General features: G+C 35.6%; 21 protein-coding genes and 1 pseudogene. 6 read left to right on the plus strand and 16 right to left on the minus strand.

Translation table 11 applies throughout. The annotated features are described in order from the left end of the window. Window positions 1-31 precede the first annotated feature (31 nt). The 8 genes and pseudogenes from ltrA to hutP all read right to left on the minus strand — a co-directional run bounded on the left by ltrA (window position 32) and on the right by hutP (window position 10,015). Window positions 32-1,837, minus strand: coding sequence for a group II intron reverse transcriptase/maturase (gene ltrA, locus ACXKY9_RS17670; protein WP_000108316.1), 1,806 nt, complete (start codon window positions 1,835-1,837; stop codon window positions 32-34). Window positions 1,838-2,535: 698 nt separating this feature from the next. Next, window positions 2,536-2,754: pseudogene (locus ACXKY9_RS17675) on the minus strand (oxidoreductase); the annotation flags it as partial. A gap of 561 nt (window positions 2,755-3,315) precedes the next feature. Continuing rightward, a complete protein-coding gene (locus tag ACXKY9_RS17680) occupies window positions 3,316-3,777 on the minus strand; it encodes a CarD family transcriptional regulator (protein WP_170317877.1) in 462 nt (153 codons plus the stop codon). Window positions 3,778-4,037: 260 nt separating this feature from the next. Beyond that, window positions 4,038-5,009, minus strand: coding sequence for a formimidoylglutamase (gene hutG, locus ACXKY9_RS17685; RefSeq protein ID WP_000399831.1), 972 nt, complete (start codon window positions 5,007-5,009; stop codon window positions 4,038-4,040). After that, complete coding sequence (gene hutI, locus ACXKY9_RS17690) at window positions 4,988-6,259, minus strand: imidazolonepropionase (RefSeq protein WP_000887540.1); 1,272 nt, start codon at window positions 6,257-6,259, stop codon at window positions 4,988-4,990. The genes hutG and hutI overlap by 22 nt, the downstream gene beginning before the upstream one ends. A gap of 12 nt (window positions 6,260-6,271) precedes the next feature. Next, window positions 6,272-7,930, minus strand: coding sequence for a urocanate hydratase (gene hutU, locus ACXKY9_RS17695; RefSeq protein ID WP_000416941.1), 1,659 nt, complete (start codon window positions 7,928-7,930; stop codon window positions 6,272-6,274). Window positions 7,931-7,953: 23 nt separating this feature from the next. After that, window positions 7,954-9,471, minus strand: a complete 1,518-nt coding sequence (gene hutH / locus ACXKY9_RS17700; RefSeq protein ID WP_000631875.1) for a histidine ammonia-lyase — start codon at window positions 9,469-9,471, stop codon at window positions 7,954-7,956. 103 nt (window positions 9,472-9,574) lie between these two features. Next, on the minus strand, window positions 9,575-10,015 hold the full coding sequence (hutP, locus tag ACXKY9_RS17705; RefSeq protein WP_000926516.1) for a histidine utilization transcription antiterminator HutP: 441 nt from the start codon (window positions 10,013-10,015) through the stop codon (window positions 9,575-9,577). A gap of 196 nt (window positions 10,016-10,211) precedes the next feature. Between hutP and ACXKY9_RS17710 the strand changes: the two genes are divergently transcribed. Then, window positions 10,212-11,159: a class I SAM-dependent methyltransferase gene (locus ACXKY9_RS17710; RefSeq protein WP_000166824.1), complete on the plus strand. Its 948-nt coding sequence runs from the start codon at window positions 10,212-10,214 to the stop codon at window positions 11,157-11,159. A gap of 13 nt (window positions 11,160-11,172) precedes the next feature. On the opposite strand, the gene ACXKY9_RS17715 is transcribed toward ACXKY9_RS17710, so the two are convergent. Both ACXKY9_RS17715 and ACXKY9_RS17720 read right to left on the minus strand, forming a co-directional pair. After that, a complete protein-coding gene (locus ACXKY9_RS17715) occupies window positions 11,173-11,745 on the minus strand; it encodes a DJ-1/PfpI family protein (protein ID WP_000722231.1) in 573 nt (190 codons plus the stop codon). Continuing rightward, window positions 11,742-12,329, minus strand: coding sequence for an AAA family ATPase (locus ACXKY9_RS17720; RefSeq protein WP_001986424.1), 588 nt, complete (start codon window positions 12,327-12,329; stop codon window positions 11,742-11,744). Before ACXKY9_RS17720 ends, ACXKY9_RS17715 begins: the two co-directional genes overlap by 4 nt. Before the next feature lie 245 nt (window positions 12,330-12,574). Here ACXKY9_RS17720 and ACXKY9_RS17725 point away from each other — a divergent pair, with 245 nt between their 5' ends. After that, window positions 12,575-12,871, plus strand: coding sequence for a hypothetical protein (locus ACXKY9_RS17725; protein WP_000262400.1), 297 nt, complete (start codon window positions 12,575-12,577; stop codon window positions 12,869-12,871). A gap of 103 nt (window positions 12,872-12,974) precedes the next feature. After that, a complete protein-coding gene (locus ACXKY9_RS17730; protein ID WP_000889387.1) occupies window positions 12,975-13,406 on the plus strand; it encodes a DUF2621 domain-containing protein in 432 nt (143 codons plus the stop codon). A gap of 70 nt (window positions 13,407-13,476) precedes the next feature. Here the strand turns inward: ACXKY9_RS17730 and ACXKY9_RS17735 are convergent, their stop codons facing one another. The 3 genes from ACXKY9_RS17735 to ACXKY9_RS17745 all read right to left on the minus strand — a co-directional run bounded on the left by ACXKY9_RS17735 (window position 13,477) and on the right by ACXKY9_RS17745 (window position 14,947). After that, a complete protein-coding gene (locus tag ACXKY9_RS17735; RefSeq protein WP_001028440.1) occupies window positions 13,477-13,983 on the minus strand; it encodes a CcdC family protein in 507 nt (168 codons plus the stop codon). 90 nt (window positions 13,984-14,073) lie between these two features. Continuing rightward, window positions 14,074-14,781 (minus strand): cytochrome c-type biogenesis protein CcdA, encoded by a 708-nt coding sequence (gene ccdA, locus ACXKY9_RS17740; protein WP_001152676.1) that lies wholly within the window; start codon window positions 14,779-14,781, stop codon window positions 14,074-14,076. A 16-nt stretch (window positions 14,782-14,797) separates the two neighbouring features. Further along, complete coding sequence (locus ACXKY9_RS17745) at window positions 14,798-14,947, minus strand: peptidase T (RefSeq protein WP_071686460.1); 150 nt, start codon at window positions 14,945-14,947, stop codon at window positions 14,798-14,800. 323 nt (window positions 14,948-15,270) lie between these two features. Between ACXKY9_RS17745 and ACXKY9_RS17750 the strand changes: the two genes are divergently transcribed. The 3 genes from ACXKY9_RS17750 (at window position 15,271) to ACXKY9_RS17760 (ending at window position 18,885) form a co-directional block, all read left to right on the plus strand. Further along, window positions 15,271-16,179, plus strand: coding sequence for an EamA family transporter (locus ACXKY9_RS17750; protein WP_000947046.1), 909 nt, complete (start codon window positions 15,271-15,273; stop codon window positions 16,177-16,179). Between the two features lie 132 nt (window positions 16,180-16,311). Next, window positions 16,312-17,457, plus strand: coding sequence for a M20 peptidase aminoacylase family protein (locus tag ACXKY9_RS17755; RefSeq protein ID WP_000253669.1), 1,146 nt, complete (start codon window positions 16,312-16,314; stop codon window positions 17,455-17,457). Window positions 17,458-17,539: 82 nt separating this feature from the next. Further along, window positions 17,540-18,885, plus strand: a protein-coding gene (locus tag ACXKY9_RS17760; RefSeq protein ID WP_087942842.1) for an IS3-like element ISBth10 family transposase whose coding sequence is annotated in 2 segments (ribosomal slippage) — window positions 17,540-17,981 and window positions 17,981-18,885 — 1,347 coding nt in all. Because the reading frame shifts where the segments join, the coding sequence is not laid out codon by codon here. A gap of 56 nt (window positions 18,886-18,941) precedes the next feature. Here the strand turns inward: ACXKY9_RS17760 and ACXKY9_RS17765 are convergent. The 3 genes from ACXKY9_RS17765 to ACXKY9_RS17775 all read right to left on the minus strand — a co-directional run bounded on the left by ACXKY9_RS17765 (window position 18,942) and on the right by ACXKY9_RS17775 (window position 21,456). After that, window positions 18,942-19,886: an ABC transporter permease gene (locus ACXKY9_RS17765; protein ID WP_000482753.1), complete on the minus strand. Its 945-nt coding sequence runs from the start codon at window positions 19,884-19,886 to the stop codon at window positions 18,942-18,944. Then, window positions 19,879-20,790 (minus strand): ABC transporter ATP-binding protein, encoded by a 912-nt coding sequence (locus ACXKY9_RS17770; RefSeq protein WP_000180622.1) that lies wholly within the window; start codon window positions 20,788-20,790, stop codon window positions 19,879-19,881. Before ACXKY9_RS17770 ends, ACXKY9_RS17765 begins: the two co-directional genes overlap by 8 nt. Before the next feature lie 90 nt (window positions 20,791-20,880). Then, window positions 20,881-21,456, minus strand: a complete 576-nt coding sequence (locus ACXKY9_RS17775; protein WP_000050599.1) for a hypothetical protein — start codon at window positions 21,454-21,456, stop codon at window positions 20,881-20,883. Between the last annotated feature and the right edge of the window lie 73 nt (window positions 21,457-21,529).

Genomic DNA, 21,529 nt, shown 5'->3' on the forward strand with positions numbered 1-21,529 from the left:
TTCACCTCATACGGCGCTCCATCTAATTTGTTTATTGTTTAATTTTTTCTAAATTACAAGCTCTTCGATATTGGTTTATTCGTTTAACTTGTTCCACAGTCAACGAGTGTTTTTGAAAGTAGGATTCAATCGTTTGTTTATTTGTCATGTGAATTAATCTATGAATTTCTTTATGAATGATTCTAAGATTTTCATACTCATCTGTTCCGCCTAATCCCTTCGGAATATAGTGGTGGCAATGTAGCTCACTTGCTGGTAAAAATTCTTTAAGTATCTCACATTTTCCATTCAACATAGAATACCTTGCCATTCGATTATCCAAGTACTCTATACTTTCATTAGGGATATTTGCAGTTAGTAGTTTCTTAATTTCGCCTAATACCAATTTATTTAACTCAATATGTTTGGCAATCTTTCGGCCTTTTTGATTGTAAGGTGTTTGGGTTTGCGTGTAATTCCATATAGTTGCTGTTTGTATATCCGCTAGTGGAAATAAGTAAATACCACATACTTTAAATGTTCGATAATTATTTTTAAAGAATTTTGTAAACACCGGAGGTGCATTGATTGGAACTTCATATTTCCCGACACTTTTTAATCGATTGAATATTACTAATGATAGGTTAAATGCAAGCTGTTTCATTTCAATATTTACATGTGTAACATACCTAAAATAGTTACGCAGTCCAAGTACATAGGCATTATATAATTGCACATTTTTCCGAGTTGATGACAACTGAATAGCTTTTATTCGCTTTTTGATCTCAAGTTTGATTTGCTTCTTTTTCTTATTTGATATCCTAGAGTTACAAACCCATTTGTTTCTTTTGGGTACTACATATAATAAATATCCTAAGAACTCAGATTTGTTTTTTCTAAGGTTGATTATTCTGGATTTTTCTGGTGAAATGTCCAACTTTAATCGTTCCTTGAGATACATTTTTGTCGCGAAAAACCATTTTTGTGCCGTTCGGAAATCCTTTGCCATAATTTTAAAATCATCTGCATAACGAACAATAAATCCTTGTTTCAATTTGGTACCTTTCATTGCTCGCTTTTGATTTGCATTATTTGTATATGGATATGATGTTTCAAAATAGTGCCATTGGCTTGCTATCCATTGGTCTAAATCATTTAAAACTATATTGGATAGTAATGGCGAGAGTATTCCACCTTGTGGTGTTCCCTTTTTTGGAATTCCAAATCCCTTAATTGGTGCTTTTAGAATTAAATAGATAAGTTTTAACACTCGCTTATCTTTAATACCCATATTCCACAATTGTTTTAGAAGTAATGTGTGATTAACATTGTCAAAGAATCCTTTTATATCTATATCTACCGCGTAATGAAAAGTATTTCTGCTTATCAAAAACATTACTCTAGAAATGGCATGTTTTGTTCCTCTCATCGGACGAAATCCATAACTATGTTCGTAAAATTTCGCCTCGCAAATCGGCTCCAAAATTTGCCTAATCATTTGTTGAATTAACCGATCAAACATTGTTGGAATTCCTAAAGGTCTTTTATCTCCATTGGACTTAGGAATAAAAACTCTCTTTACTGCTTTTGGTTTGTATATCTCTAGTTGTTTACAAACCAATGATAAGAATTCCTTTTTATACATTGGTTTATAATTATCTATCGTGAACAAATCCGTGCCAGCGGTTTTGGACCCCTTGTTAGATTTTATTGTTCGGTATGCTAAAAGAATATTGTTCTCCGAAGTAATCAATTCATATAGACCATGGAATGATTTATTTCCTTGACTTTCTTCATATAACCTATCAAATGTTTCTTGCATATTGTAATATTCCCAATATCTCATTGTTGTGCTCAACTGTGGAAACCTCCTAGGTTTTTGCCCACATTCCTACCTGACCATTGAGCTTCATTTTCTTAAAATTAAACATAAAACAAACTAGACTTGGGGCCATCCCTCCACGTTCATTAGACGCTTCAACGGTACTGTGCCCCTACCTTCACAAAAATAAAGGAATTTCGGCTAATTACCTTATATCCACCTGCCCAGTAGTAGCTGTTTTCATTTAGCAGTTTTTTGCTTCCCACGTTCCAATATATCTAGCTATTCATGATAACCGTAGGTGTTTGCTATAAGCCTGTAGAGTTTATAAGCTCATCGTTGCTTATCCCGATTTCCTACCGTCAGATTCGTACTTCTCGGTACCCTACCACACTCTTGTGTGCTATACCTTTCGGTATAGTGCAATTTTAGACCCGTACCTTCGCAAATTCGTCAGACCCATAAGGGACATTCTCACCATAGTTATCTTTTCAGCCATCCGACCTATCCTACACCATATGATTAAAAATCACTTAGGCTCGTTCAGCCGACTTCACCTAGCTTCATACACAATCTGTCTACTAACAAATCATGCATGTAGGAGTATTAATGGAGTTGTTTCAATTCAACATGACGATTTTCATTCCAACTCTCGATATATTAGTTATTGTTGCTTAAGATAAATTTCAGCAACACTCTCACTTCACGTCTAAACGCTTATAGAGAAACGTGTCGCGCCTGTAGTACTCCACTACATCAGCACCAACTACTCCAGTCTCATTATCTGCAAAGCATCTTGTCATCGGTGCCATCACTATACGATTACGAAGAGACCAAGCTCCAACTTGAATTGGATCAAACAACTTTGTTTCTTCAACGTTTTCAAAAAATCCCCCAGCATTTACATTTGTTCCTTCATAAATACTCGCTGCTTTATTACTTGAACTTGTCATTTTTCTTCCCCCCTAAAAAATCTTACTATAATCGCATCATACTTACTTTTAGATAGTAACGTCAATTTTTACGACTTTATAACAAAAAATTCGAATATTCAAAAACAAAACACTGCAAATAATATTAAAAAGGTTTCCTTAGGAGGAAACCTTTTTTGTTGACCATATATGGCTGTCAATTCGTTTATCTCTTTAATAAAAAACACCTTATCAATAGAAGTGAAAATGGTTCAGTATTCTTCTAAAAATAATAACTTATATACCTAAAACAATGAAAGCCCTACCTCTCTTTCATCCTTACGGCTCCTCGTCCGTGCCAGTGTGAATCAGGATTGCAAAAATCAAGTAACTATTTTATCGAAGTATTCAATTAAACTTCGAACATTCATAAATGAAATTAAAAAATAAAAATGGATTTGATTGTAGTAATAACAATAGAGGTAATGCTCTAAAAGTGGTTTGAAAGAGTTGAATGTCTTTGAAATGATAAATTTTCTATAATTATGTTCCCAAAAAATTCAAGATCTTTTTTGGGATATAATACATTATTTGTAATGAACCTTAACAAAAGCTTTTTATCTGATTTTCTGTGATACCTTCAATTAATCCCAGTTCACTAATCAAAAATTCATATGCGTTATCTAACATCTTCTTTTCGCTTGCATTAAGTGCTTTTTCTTTCTGTATACGCATTAAATCACGCACAACTTCAGCACCTTCTTGCATTTTACCCGTCTTTATTTTATCAGTGTTCAATTTATACCTTTGTTTCCACGTAAGTAATCTATCTGATTCCCCATGTTGAAAAATATCCATTATGTGTGCTAATGCGGTTATATCCGTAACTGGTCGTATATTCGAATTCAATATTCTCCCTGCTGGAATCATTAGTTCCATATTACTAGCCGACATTTTTATAACATAATACTGTTGTTTTTCTCCTGAGATTTCCTTCTCTTCTATGGCTTTAATTATACCTGCTCCCTGCATTGGATAAACAATATTATCACCAATTTGAAACAAATAATCCACCTCCATATATGGTAACCTTCTCAAGCTTAACATACTTTTAGTTTTTTAGCAAAATTTTTATTTTATCATAAAATTATTTTACGAGTCAATACTTCAGAAGCAAGAAATTAAATTTACACAATACATTATAAAAATCGCAATTCCATTAACGGTTCCACACACATTCATTCTCCTTTAACACAAAAACACATCACTACATTTAAGTAGTGATGTGTTTTTGATAAGGCATAAATAAATATCTACTTTTCCGTCTATATACTAACCTGTTTGCTAACTGTTTCCCTCGCTAAAAGAAAACTCATAATCACTTGCGCTGCTACTCTACTCGTCATATCTCTGAAATCAAGAGTTGGATCAATCTCTACTATATCCATCCCTTGAACGAGCGATTCTTTACCAAGGAATTCAATCGCATCTAGTAAAGTCGTACTATCCATCCCACCAGGCCCAATTGCTGGACAACCTGGTGCAAACGCTTGGTCTAGCACATCCATATCAAGAGAAATATAAATAGAAGTCACACCTTGATTTCTTAATACTTCAATACTTTCCGTGATAATATCTTTTATTTCTCGCTCTCGTACGTCTTTCATTGTATACACTGTTACACCATGCTCTATTGCATATTCATGGTACGCACGTGCATTAGAAAAATTACGAATTCCAATTTGAACAAGTTGTTTTCCAGTAATGACATCATTTTCTAGTAAACTACGGAATGGTGTACCATTTGACGGGCCTCCATCATCTAAATTACGTAAATCATGATGAGCATCAAATTGAATAATTCCGACCTTTCCTTTACTGTTTGCAAAACCTGTTATACTCGGAAAACTAATCGAGTGGTCACCGCCAAGAACGATTGGTATCACGTTCGGGTTTACTTTCGTTACATGCCCAACTGTTTTCGCAATTCGTTTATGACTTTCTTTTATATCCGTCACATGCATCGTAATATCGCCGCAATCATATAAGACACTTTCTTTCATATCGTGTTCTTCTGTAATTGCATATGTGCTATATGCATCTAACATCGCACGAATTGTTTTTGGCGCAAAACTCGCTCCTGAATGACTAATAGACGGTTTAGAAAGGGGTGCTCCAATTAAGGCAGCACCGAATATTTCCACACCTTCCTCCCAATCTTTAATCATCTCACTCCATTTCGTCACTTCACGATCAATAAACTTTGCATTTTTCTTTAAATAGTGGCCGTGCTCCACGATTGTTCACCTCTTGTATATGCAATATTACCATTCTTCCATACTGTATTCACATGACTTACGCCGTAATGATACGGTACGTAAGCATAATTGTAAGCATCCCATAAAACTAAATCTGCCTTACGACCAACTCTAATTTTCCCAGCTACATCACCACGGTTAATGGCATATGATGAGTTAACCGTTACGGCATTCCAAACTTCTTCTGGTGTCATTTTCAATTTTAGCATCGCAATGCTCATAATAAGCTGAATATTTTCAGTTGGACAGCTACCTGGGTTAAAGTCTGTAGCTAACGCAACTGCAACACCTTCATCAATCATTTTACGTCCACGAGCAAAGCTTTCTTTATTTAAATAGAAAGTTGTTCCTGGTAATAAAGTTGCTACTGTATTAGAATTTGCAAGCATTTCAATTCCTTTATCAGAAGCACCAACTAAATGGTCCGCTGATGCTGCACCGATTTCTGCCGCTGCTTCCGCACCACCAAGAGGGTCGATTTCATCTGCATGAATTTTCACATCAAAGCCAAGCTCTTTCGCTTTTAATAAAAATTCTTTTGATTCTTCTACAGAGAACACACCTGTTTCACAGAAAATATCAACGAACTCCGCTAATTGCTTCTCTTTCATTTCTGGTAGTAGGTCTAACATCCATTGTAAAAATTCTTTCGATCTACCTTTATACTCTTTCGGAACTGCATGAGCACCTAAAAATGTTGAAACTAAATCGATCGGATGCTCTTTTTGTAATTGTGCTGTTGCCTCTAATTGTTTCCATTCCGTCTCATCATCTAATCCGTAACCACTCTTCGCTTCTACAGTAGTAACTCCGAAAGATAGCATACGGTCTAAATGGAATTTCGCTTTTTGAACAAGTTCTTCTTTCGACGCCTGTTTCGTTGCATTTACAGTTGAAAGTATGCCTCCGCCTTGTTCTAAAATTTCTAAGTACGGAACTCCTTGTAGTTTTAGTGCGATTTCATTTTCACGAGATCCACCAAATACAAGATGAGTATGCGGGTCAACGAGACCAGGAGAAACCATTTTCCCGCCGCAATCAATAACTTCTCTCGCTTGTAATCCTTTCGCTTCTTCCGCTGTTCCAACGAAAGTAATTACACCATTTTCAATTCCAACCGCACCGTTTTCGATAACAGGAAGCGTGTTCATCGCTTCCCGTCTTAACAAGCCATCTTCTTGATCCATTGTTAGTAATTGACCGATATTTATTAGTAAAGTGTCCAGCATGTTTTCTCCTCCTTATTTCATCATCGGAATGTTAACGCCTTTTTCTTTCGCAGTTTCCACAGCTAAGTCATACCCTGCATCCACGTGACGAACAACACCCATACCAGGGTCAGAAGTTAATACGCGCTCAATTCGTTTTGCTGCTGCTTCTGTTCCATCTGCAACGATAACCATTCCCGCATGAAGTGAATAACCCATACCAACGCCACCACCGTGGTGAACAGATACCCAGCTTGCACCGTTTACACTATTAATTAATGCATTTAAAATTGGCCAGTCAGCTACTGCATCACTACCATCTTTCATCGCTTCTGTTTCACGATTTGGAGATGCTACTGATCCACAATCTAAATGGTCACGACCGATAACGATTGGTGCTGATAATTCACCATTTGCAACCATTTCATTAATGATGCGACCAAATTTCGCTCGCTCACCGTAACCAAGCCAACAAATACGTGATGGAAGCCCTTGGAATTCAACTTGTTGACGTGCCATACGAATCCAGTTACATAAATGTTCATTATCAGCGAACTCACGTAAAATTACTTCGTCTGTTTTATAAATATCTTCTGGATCACCAGAAAGTGCTACCCAGCGGAATGGTCCTTTTCCTTCGCAGAATAATGGACGGATAAATGCTGGAACGAATCCTGGGAAATCGAATGCATTTTTCAAACCTTCATCGAAAGCAACTTGGCGAATGTTATTTCCGTAATCAAATGTAATTGCGCCTTTTTCTTGCATAGCAAGCATTGCTTCCACATGTTTTGTCATACTTTCTTTTGATAATTGTACGTAGCGTTCTGGATCTTCTTCACGAAGTTTCGCTGCTTCTTCTAACGTGTAGCCTACTGGAATATAACCGTTTAATGGATCATGAGCAGATGTTTGATCTGTAACTAAGTCTGGTGTAATATTGCGCTTCACTAGTTCTGGTAAAATTTCTGCCGCATTTCCTAATAAACCAATAGAAATCGGTTCTTTCTTCTCTTTATACTCGTTCGCAACCGTTAACGCTTCTTCTAATGATTCTGTATACATATCACAGTATCTCTTTTCAATACGACGATCGATGCTGCGCTTATCAACATCAATAGCAATGACAACACCGCCGTTCATCGTTACAGCAAGAGGTTGTGCACCACCCATACCACCTAAACCAGCAGTAAGTGTTAATGTACCTTTTAATGAACCATCGAAATGTTGACGAGCTGCTTCACCAAATGTTTCATATGTTCCTTGTAGAATCCCTTGCGTTCCAATGTAAATCCAGCTACCAGCTGTCATTTGTCCGTACATCATAAGACCTTTTTTCTCTAGTTCTCGGAAGTGATCCCAGTTTGCCCATTTCGGTACTAAGTTTGAGTTCGCTAACAGAACGCGAGGTGCATCTGCATGTGATTTAAAAATGGCAACTGGTTTTCCTGATTGAACAAGTAACGTTTCATCGCTTTCTAACGTTTTTAATGAATCTACAATCGCCTGATAACTTTCCCAGTTACGAGCTGCACGGCCAATTCCGCCATATACAACTAATTCTTCTGGTTTTTCAGCAACTTCAGGATCTAAATTGTTCATTAACATACGAAGTGCAGCTTCTTGCACCCACCCTTTCGTTTGTAACTCTGTACCTCTTGGCGCGCGAATTGTTTGTTGTACTTTTTCCATTTCAATCTCTCCCTTTTCTCATTTTATAGTGCTGCGTTTACATCTAATCTTTCTTTTATCGAATAATTCGTTTTTAACCAATGCGCAATATTTTCAATATCTGTTGAGAATATACGGTCATTTTTAATAGATGGCACCTGCTGACGACCTTGATGGTAGAAGCTCTTCGTCACTGTACTCATGTTTTCAATTCCGCGATATTCTGCTGCTTGCATCGCACAAATCATCTCAATAGAAAGAACACGTCTTGCATTTTGAATAATCTGATGTGCATGGCGTGAAGCAATTGTTCCCATACTTACATGATCTTCTTGGTTAGCAGAAGACGGAATTGAATCTACACTCGCCGGATGTGCCAACGTTTTATTTTCAGAAACTAGTGACGCTGCAGCATATTGCATAATCATTGCACCAGACTGAAGTCCTGGTTCTGGACTTAAAAATGGTGGTAAATCATTTAATTGCGGATTCACTAAACGCTCAATACGGCGCTCCGAAATATTTGCAAGTTCTGCCATTCCTACTTTTAAGAAGTCCATCGCAAACGCAATCGGTTGACCATGGAAATTCCCGCCCGAAATTACTTTTTCCCCACCATCAAAGATAAGCGGATTATCTGTTGCTGCATTCATTTCAATTTCTAATTTTTCTTTCACATAATTTAAAACTTGCCAAGAAGCACCGTGTACTTGCGGGATACAGCGAAGTGAATAGGCATCCTGTACACGTAGTTCTCCTTGTTTTGTTGTTAATTTACTATCATGAAGAATGTCACGAATTCTGCTCGCTACTTCCACTTGCTCTTTATAACCACGTGCTTTATGAACATTTTCATCAAATGCATCAATAATGCCTTGTAACCCTTCAATTGTCATCGAAGCAATTAGTTCAGCTTGATACGCCGTTGCTTCTGCTTCTATATAAGAAAGAACTCCTTGTGCTGTCATCGCCTGCGTACCATTAATTAACGCAAGACCTTCTTTTGCTTCAAGTTCAATTGGCTCAAGCCCTTCTTCTGTAAGAGCAACCATTGCATGAACGCGTTTCCCCTTATAGAACACTTCACCTTCGCCTAATAATACGAGCGCAAGATGAGATAAAGGTGCTAAATCGCCACTTGCACCAAGTGAACCTTGTTGCGGAACGACTGGATGAATTTTACGGTTTACAAACTCAAGAAGCATATTTACAACAAGCGGCCTAACACCAGATACTCCTTTAAGCATCGTGTTCGCTCGTAAAATTAACATTCCACGCGATACTTCTTCCGGGAATGGATCACCAATCCCACATGCATGTGACTGAATTAAATTATGTTGAAGTGCCTTTACATCATCTTTTTGGATAAGCACATCACTAAACTTTCCAAATCCAGTTGTAATTCCGTAAACGACTTTTCCGTCCTCTACAATTTTCTCAACTACTTCGCGGCACTCCGCTACCTTTTGCATACTAGTTGGACAAGCTGTTACACCTTCTCCTTCCAGTAATAACCTCTTCATTTCTTCAACTGTCAATGTATGTCCTGTTAACGTAATCATCATTTTTCCTCCTTAAAAAGGCAAAAGGGGACCTTATCTTTTTAAGACAGACTTCTGTCCTAAAAAAGTAAGGCCCCCTTCTAACTAATAGACTATGGGCAAATCATATGTGATTAATTCCTAAACCAATCGCCTCATGCTCAGATCCTTTTACAGGTGCACCAATCGTTCCATATAATGCAACAGCAACCCATTCGCCTTCTTTTTTTCCGTCGTATGGTGTACCGCGCACAATCGCAAAACGAAGTCCTACTGTACGAAGAACGTCTGCTAACTGAATTTGACCTCTCGTCACTCCGTACAAAGCTTCCATAATTGCATGATAAAGTGCATGTGTTTCTCTGTAAACGTCTGTTTCAATAACTTGGTTGCTTTTAGCCGCTGTTTCCATTGCTGCGACAACCTTTTGCGAATTCATCGAACCCACTTTCCCCGTACAATACTTCCAACCTTTTGGAATGGATAATACAGGACTTTCATTCTCATCCGCAAGTGCCAACAGCATGGCCATACGACCAATTCGATGTGTTCCTTGAAGAAGCATGTGACTCTCTCATTTCTTTTGAATTATTTGAATATTACTTAATTTAAGAATATATGAAAACGTTTAAATCGTCAATAGTTTAAAATCATATTCAAACATTTTTTTCATCCCCATAATTTTGTGTACACAAATGATTTACACAATTTTTCCAAGCATGCTATAGTCTCACTAACAGATGCAAAGGGGCGAAATTTCAGTGACAAAACGAAAATATATTCATTTTCGAATTGAAGAGAAATTACTTAAAAGGTTTGAATCAGCACTCCATTACGAAGGTTTAAAGAAAACAGATGTATTAACACATGCAATCCAACAATTTTGCACAAAGGTGGAATGTGACAAAATGAATGATGTAAAACGTCAGTATAACGTTAGCAACCATTTACAAACACGCATCGACACACATACACATTACGAAGAAAAACACGTAGATTTAGATAAGATCGTCATTGAACATTTACAACTTCAAGGGGAAGAAAATATATTAGAGGTTGGGTGCGCTAGTGGAAAATTCCTTTCCCTTTTACAAACAAATGGTCATAAAGGCCCATTAACCGGGTTTGATCAATCCGAAGCTATGCTTGCTGAAGCTGCTAAAACAAATAACTTAATAGAATGGAAACGAGGGGATGCTAGTAAACTTCCTTTCGAAACAAATTGTTATGACCTAATAATTGCAAGACATATGTTATACCATGTGAAAGATGTTGAAAAAACGATTCAAGGATTCCATAAAGTAATTCGTCCTGGCGGAACACTTTTAGCTACAACAAATTCTAGCGTTACACTACCTCGTATAGTTGAAATGTGTAACCGTATGTTAGACGCATTTGATTTACCGAAAACAACATCATCAGTCACTCCATTTTGTTTAGAAAACGGTAAAGAGATATTACAATCTGTTTTTCCAACTGTTGAAGAAACAGTTATTCATAATGCTCTCGTTTTTCATCATGCTACTCCGATTGTAAACTATATTTCTAGCATGTTTCCGTCGCTAAATATACCTGATAATACATACCTTCACGCGGAAATGAAGGTATGGCTAAAAGAAGAAGTAGAAAATGAATTGTCACTTCATAACGGTATATGGCGTGACCCAAAAACGTTAGCCATTTATCGATGTCAAAAAGAAAAAAGCTAGCATTTGCTAGCTTTTACACGTTTTCTCGTAAAAGTTTCTCCATTACTACATTGCCTTTACCACAATAAAAATCTGTATTATGTTCGTCTGCCACTCCAAAATAAGAGGCAATTGCTATTCCAAATGGTACAAATGCATGCCCTTGTGCTGTAATGATATTTGAGTGTTTCACAACTTCTTCATACACGAAATTTTCTACTGGAAAACAATCAAATTTTTGATAATCTATAGTCGCAGTATAAGCAATCCCTTTAAATAACCCTGCTTTTGCTAGTGCATACGGTCCAGCACAAATTGCCGCCACTAATTTTTCTTGTTCATGAAATTGACGAATGATTGAAAAAAGAGGTTTTGCATCTTCCAACTGTCCTTCTTCTCCACCTGGAATAAGTATCCCCTCATACTCATCTACACGTACTTCACTTACTTCTATATGCGGCTGCACTTGCAATCCAGTTTCACTTATAACCAATTCTTTAGTTAAGCCCGCTGTAATGATTTCATATTTATTTTTCAGCAATGCCGTCGCTACTGTTATTTCAAACTCTGCAAATGTTGAGTATACAAATAAAAGTATTTTTTTCATAGCCCTCTCTCCTTTAACCAGTCCATAAAATATACCTCTAAATCGTCCACTGTTAATCTATTCGTGTCCACATAAGTTACAGGAAATTTTTTATACCAGTCTTTTTCAGTTTCTACTAATTTAAATTGCTCCTCAAACGTACTTCTGTTTCTTGTTCTATCATTATTTTTTCTATCATATACATTCTTTTTCGTAACATCTAAGTAAAAAATCACATCCGAACGGCATGCTCTTAATTTATATAATTCATCTTTCAATTCAGTTTCTATATCCCACTCTTCTCCTATAATCGTTGGATAAAAGAGTGTAAAGAACTCAATGTCTTCTGGTCCGCGATCAAAAATTACGACTGAATCTTTCACATTTTGAAACTCCTTTATTTTTGCTTCCATAAACATTTTTTGATTCATAATAAACCCTACTTTTGAATTCATATCTAAATTCAATTTTTTTCGCTTCTCTACAATTGGATATGGATTTTCATATATAACTCGAAACCCTCTCTTTTCTAACCTTTTTGCTAATGTTGTTTTTCCGCTAGCCATCGGCCCTTGCAGTGAAATTACGTATGCCACACCTCTCATTCCCTTACACTTTAGTACACCTATAATATACAGAATCTTGAAAACTCTCAACATTATATATATCATCTTGTTTCTTATTCATATCTAACTTATAATGAAAAATAGAGATTATGACGGACGCATCAATAATGTAAGCTTGGAAATCCAAGCTTACATTATTTTTTGCTTTCCCTTTTCTAATAAAAAGAGTATACTAGATTAGAACGTATGTTCTTAGTAATTACATACAGTAAGGAGATAGAACAATGGTATACGACACAAAAGCAATTTCTTGGAATGAATCTTTAAAACAACTTCAACGCCGCTATACAAACAAACAAGTTGACCGAAAAGAATTTGAGGATATTGAACTGATGGAATTCTTCCGCGATAACGACTACATTTCTTTACCTACACATATAAGCGGCCTATCAAAAACACGTTTTACTTCTTACTCTATTTTCACAACTGAAGATAAAGATCGTAAAGTTGGCACACTTATTATTGAGTATGTTGAAGACGATAATAATAATTTATGTGTTGAACAACTATACTTCGTTTAAACTATAACGCTTGGTCAAAATGACCAAGCGTTCTTGCTTTCTATGAATCTCACTGTATATAATATGAATAAAAGAAAACCGCTATCATTAAGGGGGGATATGCGTGCTCGAAGGATGGTTCAGTTGGTTCATTGTATTATGGACGGTTATTTTATTAGGGCTTATGTCTATCGGTGGATACTTTATGTTCAGAAAATTTTTAAAACGTTTACCAAAAGAAGACGGCATGTCCATTTTGGATTGGGAAGAACACTACATAAATAAAACGAGACATTTATGGGATGATGAACAAAAACAATTGTTAGAAGAGCTTGTAAGTCCTGTTCCAGAACTATTTCGTGATGTTGCAAAATCAAAGATTGCTGGCAAAATCGGGGAACTTGCATTACAAGAAAATGCCTCTCAAATTACACAAGACTTGATTATTAAGGGATATATCATTGCCACACCAAAGCGTGATCATAAATTTTTAATAAAAAAACTACAAGAAAAAAAGATTGATTATTCTAACTATCGATCTTTACTCGCAAAGTAACTTCATATTATTTTCGATAAAAAAGACAGCGCCTTTGACGCTGTCTTTTTATTTGGTACATATACAGTTTTTAAGTTAGCTTCATATCTTTTTCATTATAAAAACCATCTTCTTTTTCCATTTCCTTCTGTAATTTCGTAAAGGAACGATACATTGCAATTCTCCATGACACAATCATCGCAAACGCAAGTAAGAAGAACATGCCACTAAGTTGTCCTAAATCAAGAGATTGACTTAAGTAGGTTTTAAATACAATCCGCACTACAAGTAATCCAATTAATATGAAAACAAAGGCTTTTGAACGCTTCAAATAAATCTCTTGTCCTCTAATTTCAAATTTAGATGTTTTAATAAGAAAAATAGAGAAAATCAAACCGACACCAATTGCTTCTAACATTTCTGCTGGAGTTAATCGAAATTCAGGGAAAACATACATCAATGCACCCGTACTCATAAAAAATGGTGGAAGTATAATTTTTTTCAATGTTGCAGGTTTCTTAGCTGCTTTTAAACGAATAAACATCGCACCGACAGCCATACAAACAGCAACGATACTTGATAAAAGAACTATGTTCATATTTTCTCATCCTTTTTTGTGGCTATATGCAAAATATACTTTCATTATATGCTTTTCCGTTAGTATTTCCAACATTTTCGCAGAATAATACTAAAAACCAGTAAAACCACCAAATAAACTTGAGAAATATACGATAATTTTCGTCATCCAGTTAAAGTATAGGAAGACACCCATAACAATCATAATATATCCTCCGACTTTCATGAAGGCCATACTATTTCTTTTAATCCAAGACATTTTCGTAATAAAGAATGACAGTACGAAAAACGGGATTGCAAATCCAAGTATGTAAGCAATCATATATATCATTGCTGATTCTGGATTTGTTGCTGCTAATCCAATTACAGACACTAGAATTGGTCCGGTACATGGCGTCCACCCTGCTGCAAAAGCTAATCCGATTAGTACTGATCCAAAATAGCCACTTGGACGATTTTTAAATGTAAATTTACGGTCTTGCATTAAAAATTTCGGCTTAAACACCCCGACAATAATTAAGCCGAACACGATGATAAATATACCACCTAACTGTCTGATTAAATCTTTATAGTCAGTAAAGATTCCTCCAATAAAACTTGTACCAAATCCAATTGCAATAAATATAATTGAAAATCCAAGTAAGAAAAACGCTGTATGTATCATACTTCTTTTGCGAAGCATTGCATTTTCTTCTTTCAATTCAGAAACCGACATACCTGTTATGTACGATAAAAATGCCGGATAAAGCGGTAAGCAACATGGGGAAATAAATGATAAGAACCCGGCGCCAAACGCTAAAAAAATACTAATATCTTGCATCATTCCACTCCTCTCCCTAAATATTGTAACAAAAACACATAAAAATACTATGAACAATTCGTGAAATCACTTTTACAACGTGGCAATAAGAAAAACCGCACTTCCTCACAGTTTCTAATAAAACGTTTTCATTTCCTTCTATTATATAGAAAAAACCCAAATGGATTATAAAACTCCTTTAATTGTTATTACCATAACAAAGGTAACATAGTTTCTCAAATAATTAGCACGTTACTAGTACGTCTATATACATATTGGTTTAAAAAATATTTTTTTTCAAATGCTATCTCTATACAATGCAAAGTTTATTTTATAATACTTCTACTATTAAAAATTTCAAGATTATGCATAAATATCATACTTTTATTATTATTCTATAAAATGTCATACTTTTCTTTCATTTGACCCTTTATTTCTAATTTTGTATACTTCCCTCTAGTTATATATTTTCGATACGGAACAACTTCATATAGATGGGAGGAATTTTTCATGCTTCGTTATTCTCTTTTAGTTTTATTAGGAGCGTGTAGTTATGGAATTTTAGCTATTTTTGTTAAGCTTGCATATGCAGAAGGATTTTCACTTGGAGAGGTAATTGGCAGCCAATATTTGTTCGGTTGGATTATTTTGCTTGCTATTACACTTCTATTTTCTAGACATCGCGTTCCTTTAAAGCAAGCATTACTTTTATTCGTTGCAGGAACATCTGCAAGTTTTACCGGAATTTTTTATTATGCTTCATTAAAAACTGTACCAGCTTCTATTGCAATTATTCTTTTATTCCAATTCGTTTGGGTCGGAATTATCATTGAAGCAGTCGCAACAAAAACATTACCTTCAAGAGAAAAAGTTATTTCTGTTATTTTCTTACTTGTAGGGACATTTTTATCAAGTGGTTTACTTGAACAATCAGTAGGTGCTTTCGATACGACTGGGGTCATTTTAGGTTTATTATCTGCTGTTACATTCGCAACATACATTTTCGTAAGCGGAAAAGTTGCTGTTGAAGTACCTTCATTACCGCGCGGTGTTCTCTTAATGACTGGTGCTTTAACTTTAGTCATGATTGTATTCCCACCAACATTTATTTTTAATGGTGCCATTTCTCAAGGTCTTTGGAAATACGGTTTAGGATTAGGAACATTTAGTATCGTTATTCCATCTATTGCCTTTACAATCGGGATTCCAAAAATCGGTTCTGGCTTAGCGACTATTCTTGGTGCAGCGGAACTACCAGTTACAACAATTATGTCAGTATTCGTTTTAAAAGAGGCTGTACTATCTTCACAATGGTTCGGTGTATCACTTATATTAATTGGGATTGCAATCCCGCAAATTGCATACGCAATGCGTGGACGTTATCGTAAACATCATACGCATAAAAAAGTCGCAGCATAAAGTGAAACTTTAATTAGTTGAACCAATCGGGCTTTTATGGGATAAACGAGAGAGGATTTTCATTTGAGAATCCTCTCTTTTATTGTTGTATACTTATGATAAATATTTTGCTGAAGAAAGAAGGCATACTACATGGTATCTATTTCAAATCAACTAAAAGAAAAACTTATTTCCATCCGTCGACATTTACATGAGTATCCAGAACTATCATATGAAGAGTTCGAAACAACAAAAGCAATAAAAAATTGGTTAGAAGAAAAAAACATTACTATCATTGATTCCAATTTAGAAACAGGAATTATCGCTGAAGTGTCTGGTAATAAAAACGGACCAATTGTAGCAGTTCGTGCTGATATTGATGCCCTTCCTATTCAAGAAGAAACACATTTGTCCTATGCATCTAAAGTACGAGGGAAAATGCATGCTTGTGGACACGATTTTCATACAGCTGCTATTTTAGGTACTGCTTTCTTATTAAAAGAAAGAGAATCTTCCCTAAATGGAACGGTTCGCTTCATATTCCAACCAGCTGAAGAAAGTAGTAATGGCGCTTGCAAAGTTATTGATGCTGGACATTTACGTAATGTGCAAGCGATTTTCGGCATGCATAATAAACCTGATTTACCAATAGGTACAATTGGCATTAAAGATGGTCCACTGATGGCCGGAGTTGATCGATTTGAAATTGAAATTCACGGAGTTGGTACACACGCGGCTGTACCAGATGCTGGAGTAGATCCTATTGTCGCATCCTCTCAAATTGTGATGGCACTGCAAACAATTGTAAGCCGAAATATAAGTTCATCTCATAATGCAGTTGTTAGTGTTACAAATATTCATGCAGGAAATACGTGGAACGTGATTCCTGAAAAAGCTACGTTAGAAGGAACGATTCGCACATTCCAAGCTGAAACACGTGAAAAGATTCCAGCACTCATGGAGCGTATTATTAAAGGTGTATCTGATGCATTAGGTGTAAAAACGAAATTCCGTTTTTATTCAGGTCCTCCTGCTGTTCACAACGATAAAGCTCTTACAGACTTATCTACTCAAGTTGCCACAAAGATGAATCTTAATATCATCTCGCCTAGTCCGTCAATGGCTGGAGAAGATTTCTCATTTTACCAACAGGAAATACCAGGTTCATTCGTCTTTATGGGAACGAGCGGTACACATGAATGGCATCATCCTGCTTTTACAATTAATGAAGAGGCACTGCCTATAAGTGCAGAATACTTTGCTTTACTAGCCGAAAGAGCACTTAAACAATTCTCATAAAAAAAGCCGTTCAAAGTGCATCTCAGCACTGAAGTGCACCCCAATTGTTAGACACAGTCTAACAATTGGAGGTGCATTTTTTATGGCTAAATTTTCTTCAAAAGAAAAAATCCAAGCGGTGAAACGATATTTAGATGGTACAGAAAGTGGAAAAACAATTGCTAAATCTATAGGAGTTAACCCTAGCGTACTTCGTGAGTGGATTAGACGATATGAGTCTTCAGGTGAAAAGGCCTTTGAAAAGTGCTATACATTCTACCCAGCCCAGTATAAACTAGATGTACTTTATTATATGAATGAACACGGGACATCTATCAGAGAAACAGCGGCACTTTTCAATATACCGTCTTATGAAACACTTCGGAAATGGAAAATAGCTTATGAAACAGGAGGATTGGATGCCCTACAATCAAAGAAAAAGGGGCGTCCAACCATGAAAGATAAAAAAATAAAGCCAGTAGATGAAGGATCAATCGAAGCCTTACAAGCGGAAAATGAGCGTTTACGTATGGAAAATGCATATTTAAAAAAGTTGAATGCCTTAGTTCAAAACAAAGAAAAATCACCAAACAAGACAAAGCGCAAGTAATCTACGAGTTAAGGCATGAATTTCCTATCAAGGAGTTACTTCAACTCGCAAACATTCCACGTAGTACGTACTATTACTGGATGAAACGTTTTAATCGTCCTGATCCAAATGCGGAGGTAAAAGAACTGATTCAAGCTATTTATAATGAACACGATGGGTGTTATGGTTATCGTCGTATTCGTGATGAACTTATGAATCGTGGACACAAAGTAAATCATAAAAAAGTGTATCGCCTTATGAAAGAATTAGGGTTAAAATGTCTGGTTCGTATGAAAAAATACCGCTCTTACAAAGGGACAGTTGGGAAAATTGCGCCAAATATTTTAAATCGCAACTTCCAAGCTGAAAAACCAAATGAAAAGTGGGTTACAGATATTACGGAGTTTAAGTTATTTGGGGAGAAGTTATACCTATCACCAATGTTGGATTTATTTAATGGTGAAATTATCACGTATACAATTGGTTCAAGACCGACCTATTCCCTTGTTTCAACGATGTTGGACCAAGCCCTTTATTGTGTAACCAATCCGGATAAACTCCTCATTCACTCTGATCAAGGTTGGCACTATCAAATGAAACAATACCGTCATTCTCTTAAGAATTGTGGCATAACTCAAAGTATGTCTCGCAAAGGAAACTGTTATGACAATGCCGTTATTGAAAATTTCTTCGGTATCATGAAATCGGAATTTCTGTATCGAAAAGAATTTGAAAGTATAACACATTTCAAACAAGAATTAGCAAAGTATATAGAATACTATAATCATAAAAGAATTAAGGCAAAATTAAAGGGTATGAGCCCAGTACAATACCGGGCTCATACCCTAGAGGCTGCCTAATGAAACGACCTGTCTAACTTTCGGGGGTCACTTCACACCCTGAACGGCTTTTCTTATTAAGTTAAATCACGTTTTAAAAACACAGTATATGAAATACATAAAAATACGAACAAATAAAGTAACAACATACATGATGCAAACGGGAATGTTACTCCATCAATAAAACTTCCATTCTTTGAAATACTATATAAATCTGTGTTTGCTGGCAATAAATATTTCGCCCAGTTATATCTAGTGGCTGCTAATAGCGCAATATTGCCTGATAAAGCAAGGAATAGTGAAATACCAATTGCACCTCCACTAGATCTTGTTAACACAGAAATCATAAATGCAAACGATGCGTACACAACCGTTGGTAACCACGATAAAACATAATATTTACTTGCTTCTACAAAAATGTTTTGTTTTATTATATTTCCATCTTGGAAAATAAACTCACTCCATGCAGGCTGTTGGAATTTATAAATAACAAGTCCACATAAAGCGGAGAAGATCATATTAAATATAAATAATAAAGCTGCAAATATAACAATTGCTAAAAATTTTGCTGTTAAAATTTTAAAGCGACTCGCTGGTCGTATCGTTAAAAATTTATATGTTCCCCAGCTATATTCATTCGCAAAAATTGTACTTGCATACACGAGGATAAATGGGAGCAAAATTGGAAATACGATAAAACCTGTATCTCTCATGAAAGAAAGTGGAGAACTGCTTGCCGGTGCTGTATCCGTATCTAAATGCTTCATCTTAAGCTGGTATTCTTTTACAAGCTCATCCCCTGATTTTTCTGCTAAAATAGCTTCTTTTTTCATGCCAAGCTTTTTCTCAATTTCTACAGTTCGTTCTGTATAATCTACTTTCCATCCTTTTGTTTCCGGTTCAAAATACTTTACCGTAACCCATCCTAATCCGATTATTAATACTGCAATAACTGCAAATGGAATAATCGATCGCTTCCGCTTAAATATTTTATACAGTTCGTTATATACTAAATTAAACAATATCTTTTCCCCCTGTTAATTCTAAAAATTGCTCTTCTAACGTTTTTCTTTCTTCATATACACGATACACTTGAATATTTTTCTCAAGCAATGTACGAATAACATTTGGGATTTCTTCATCTTTTACATTAATAAGTAATTCATTATCTTTTACTAAAACATCATGCCCTAATATTTCTGCTGCTTTATTCGCATCATCTACACGTATACGGATCGTCTCCATCTCTTCGCTTTGGCTATGCTGAATATTTTGCGTAGCCACATATTCCCCGTGCTGAATAATGATAACTCTGTCACACATTAATTCAACTTCTGAAAGTAAGTGACTTGATACAAGTACAGCTTTTCCTTGTTCATGTGCAATTTTTTTTATGTACATTCTCATTTCATGTATTCCACTAGGGTCTAATCCATTTGTCGGTTCATCTAGTATCAACACGTCTGGATCGTGAATAAGTGCCTGAGCGATTCCTAAACGTTGTCTCATGCCGAGTGAATACGCTTTTACTTTGCGATCAATTACTTGTCCCATCCCTAACAATTTCACTACTTCATCGATACGTTCTTCGGTCACATTACCATTCATTCGTCCGAAATATGTTAAATTTTCATAGCCGCTCAAAAAAGGATAAAATTCAGGTGTCTCAATTACCGCTCCAATTTTCGCAGCTGTTTTTTCGAATTGCTGTTTCACAGATTGACCATCAATCCATACTTCACCTTCTGTCATACGGATCATACCAACCATCATTCTCATTAAAGTCGTTTTTCCAGCACCGTTTGGTCCGAGTAAACCGACAACCTCGCCTTTTTTCACTTCAAAACTAATATTTTGTACAAGTGTCTTTGATCCGATTCGCTTCGTTAACCGATCGACTTTTACAATTGATTGTTCATTTGTCATTCTATACAACCTTTCCTTCCCATTCTTTGTCAGGTCTTTTCACTGTAACATGATTATTTTTATGTGTAAAATAGAAAAAAGCATGATTTCTCATGCCCTTTCTTTAAACCGCAACGAATTTTCACCTTTTAAATTTCGAACAAATCGATAACATTGCATCATCGATATTAAAACGACAGTCATCATAATTACACTAATAATTACAACTGCATATATTGTAATTGGCGCACTATTTATTCCTTGTATCCCTGCGATTTTCATAAAGATAACCGTGAATAATTTCAAAAATAGCATCCCATTAATTAATCCAAAAACAAATGCTGCTCCATAAATGAATAATTGCTCCTGACATAATACACATAGTACCTCTTTTCTTTTCATATTTTCTTCTACATAAGATATAAACTCCTCCCTCCTCACATGCAAAAGGGAGTACATCATTTTATATGTAGTAAAAATACATATGAAAATTAGTACAATAAAAAGTGTGTAAAAGTACATTTGAAATACAAATGCATTCCCTACTTTCAAAATAGCTCCTTCATTAAATTGTAACGATATCATAAAAAACAAAATCATAGTACTCATAGCAATCCACATAAATTGCTTCATCCTTTTGGTAGCAAATGTTATAATATTTTTTCTCGCTAACCGACATAAAGACATAAAATTCTTCCCCTACCTTATTACATACGCATTCTATACTACTAGTGTATAAAAATATGACATTTTAAACATC

Source organism: Bacillus sp. 2175, assembly GCF_057812155.1.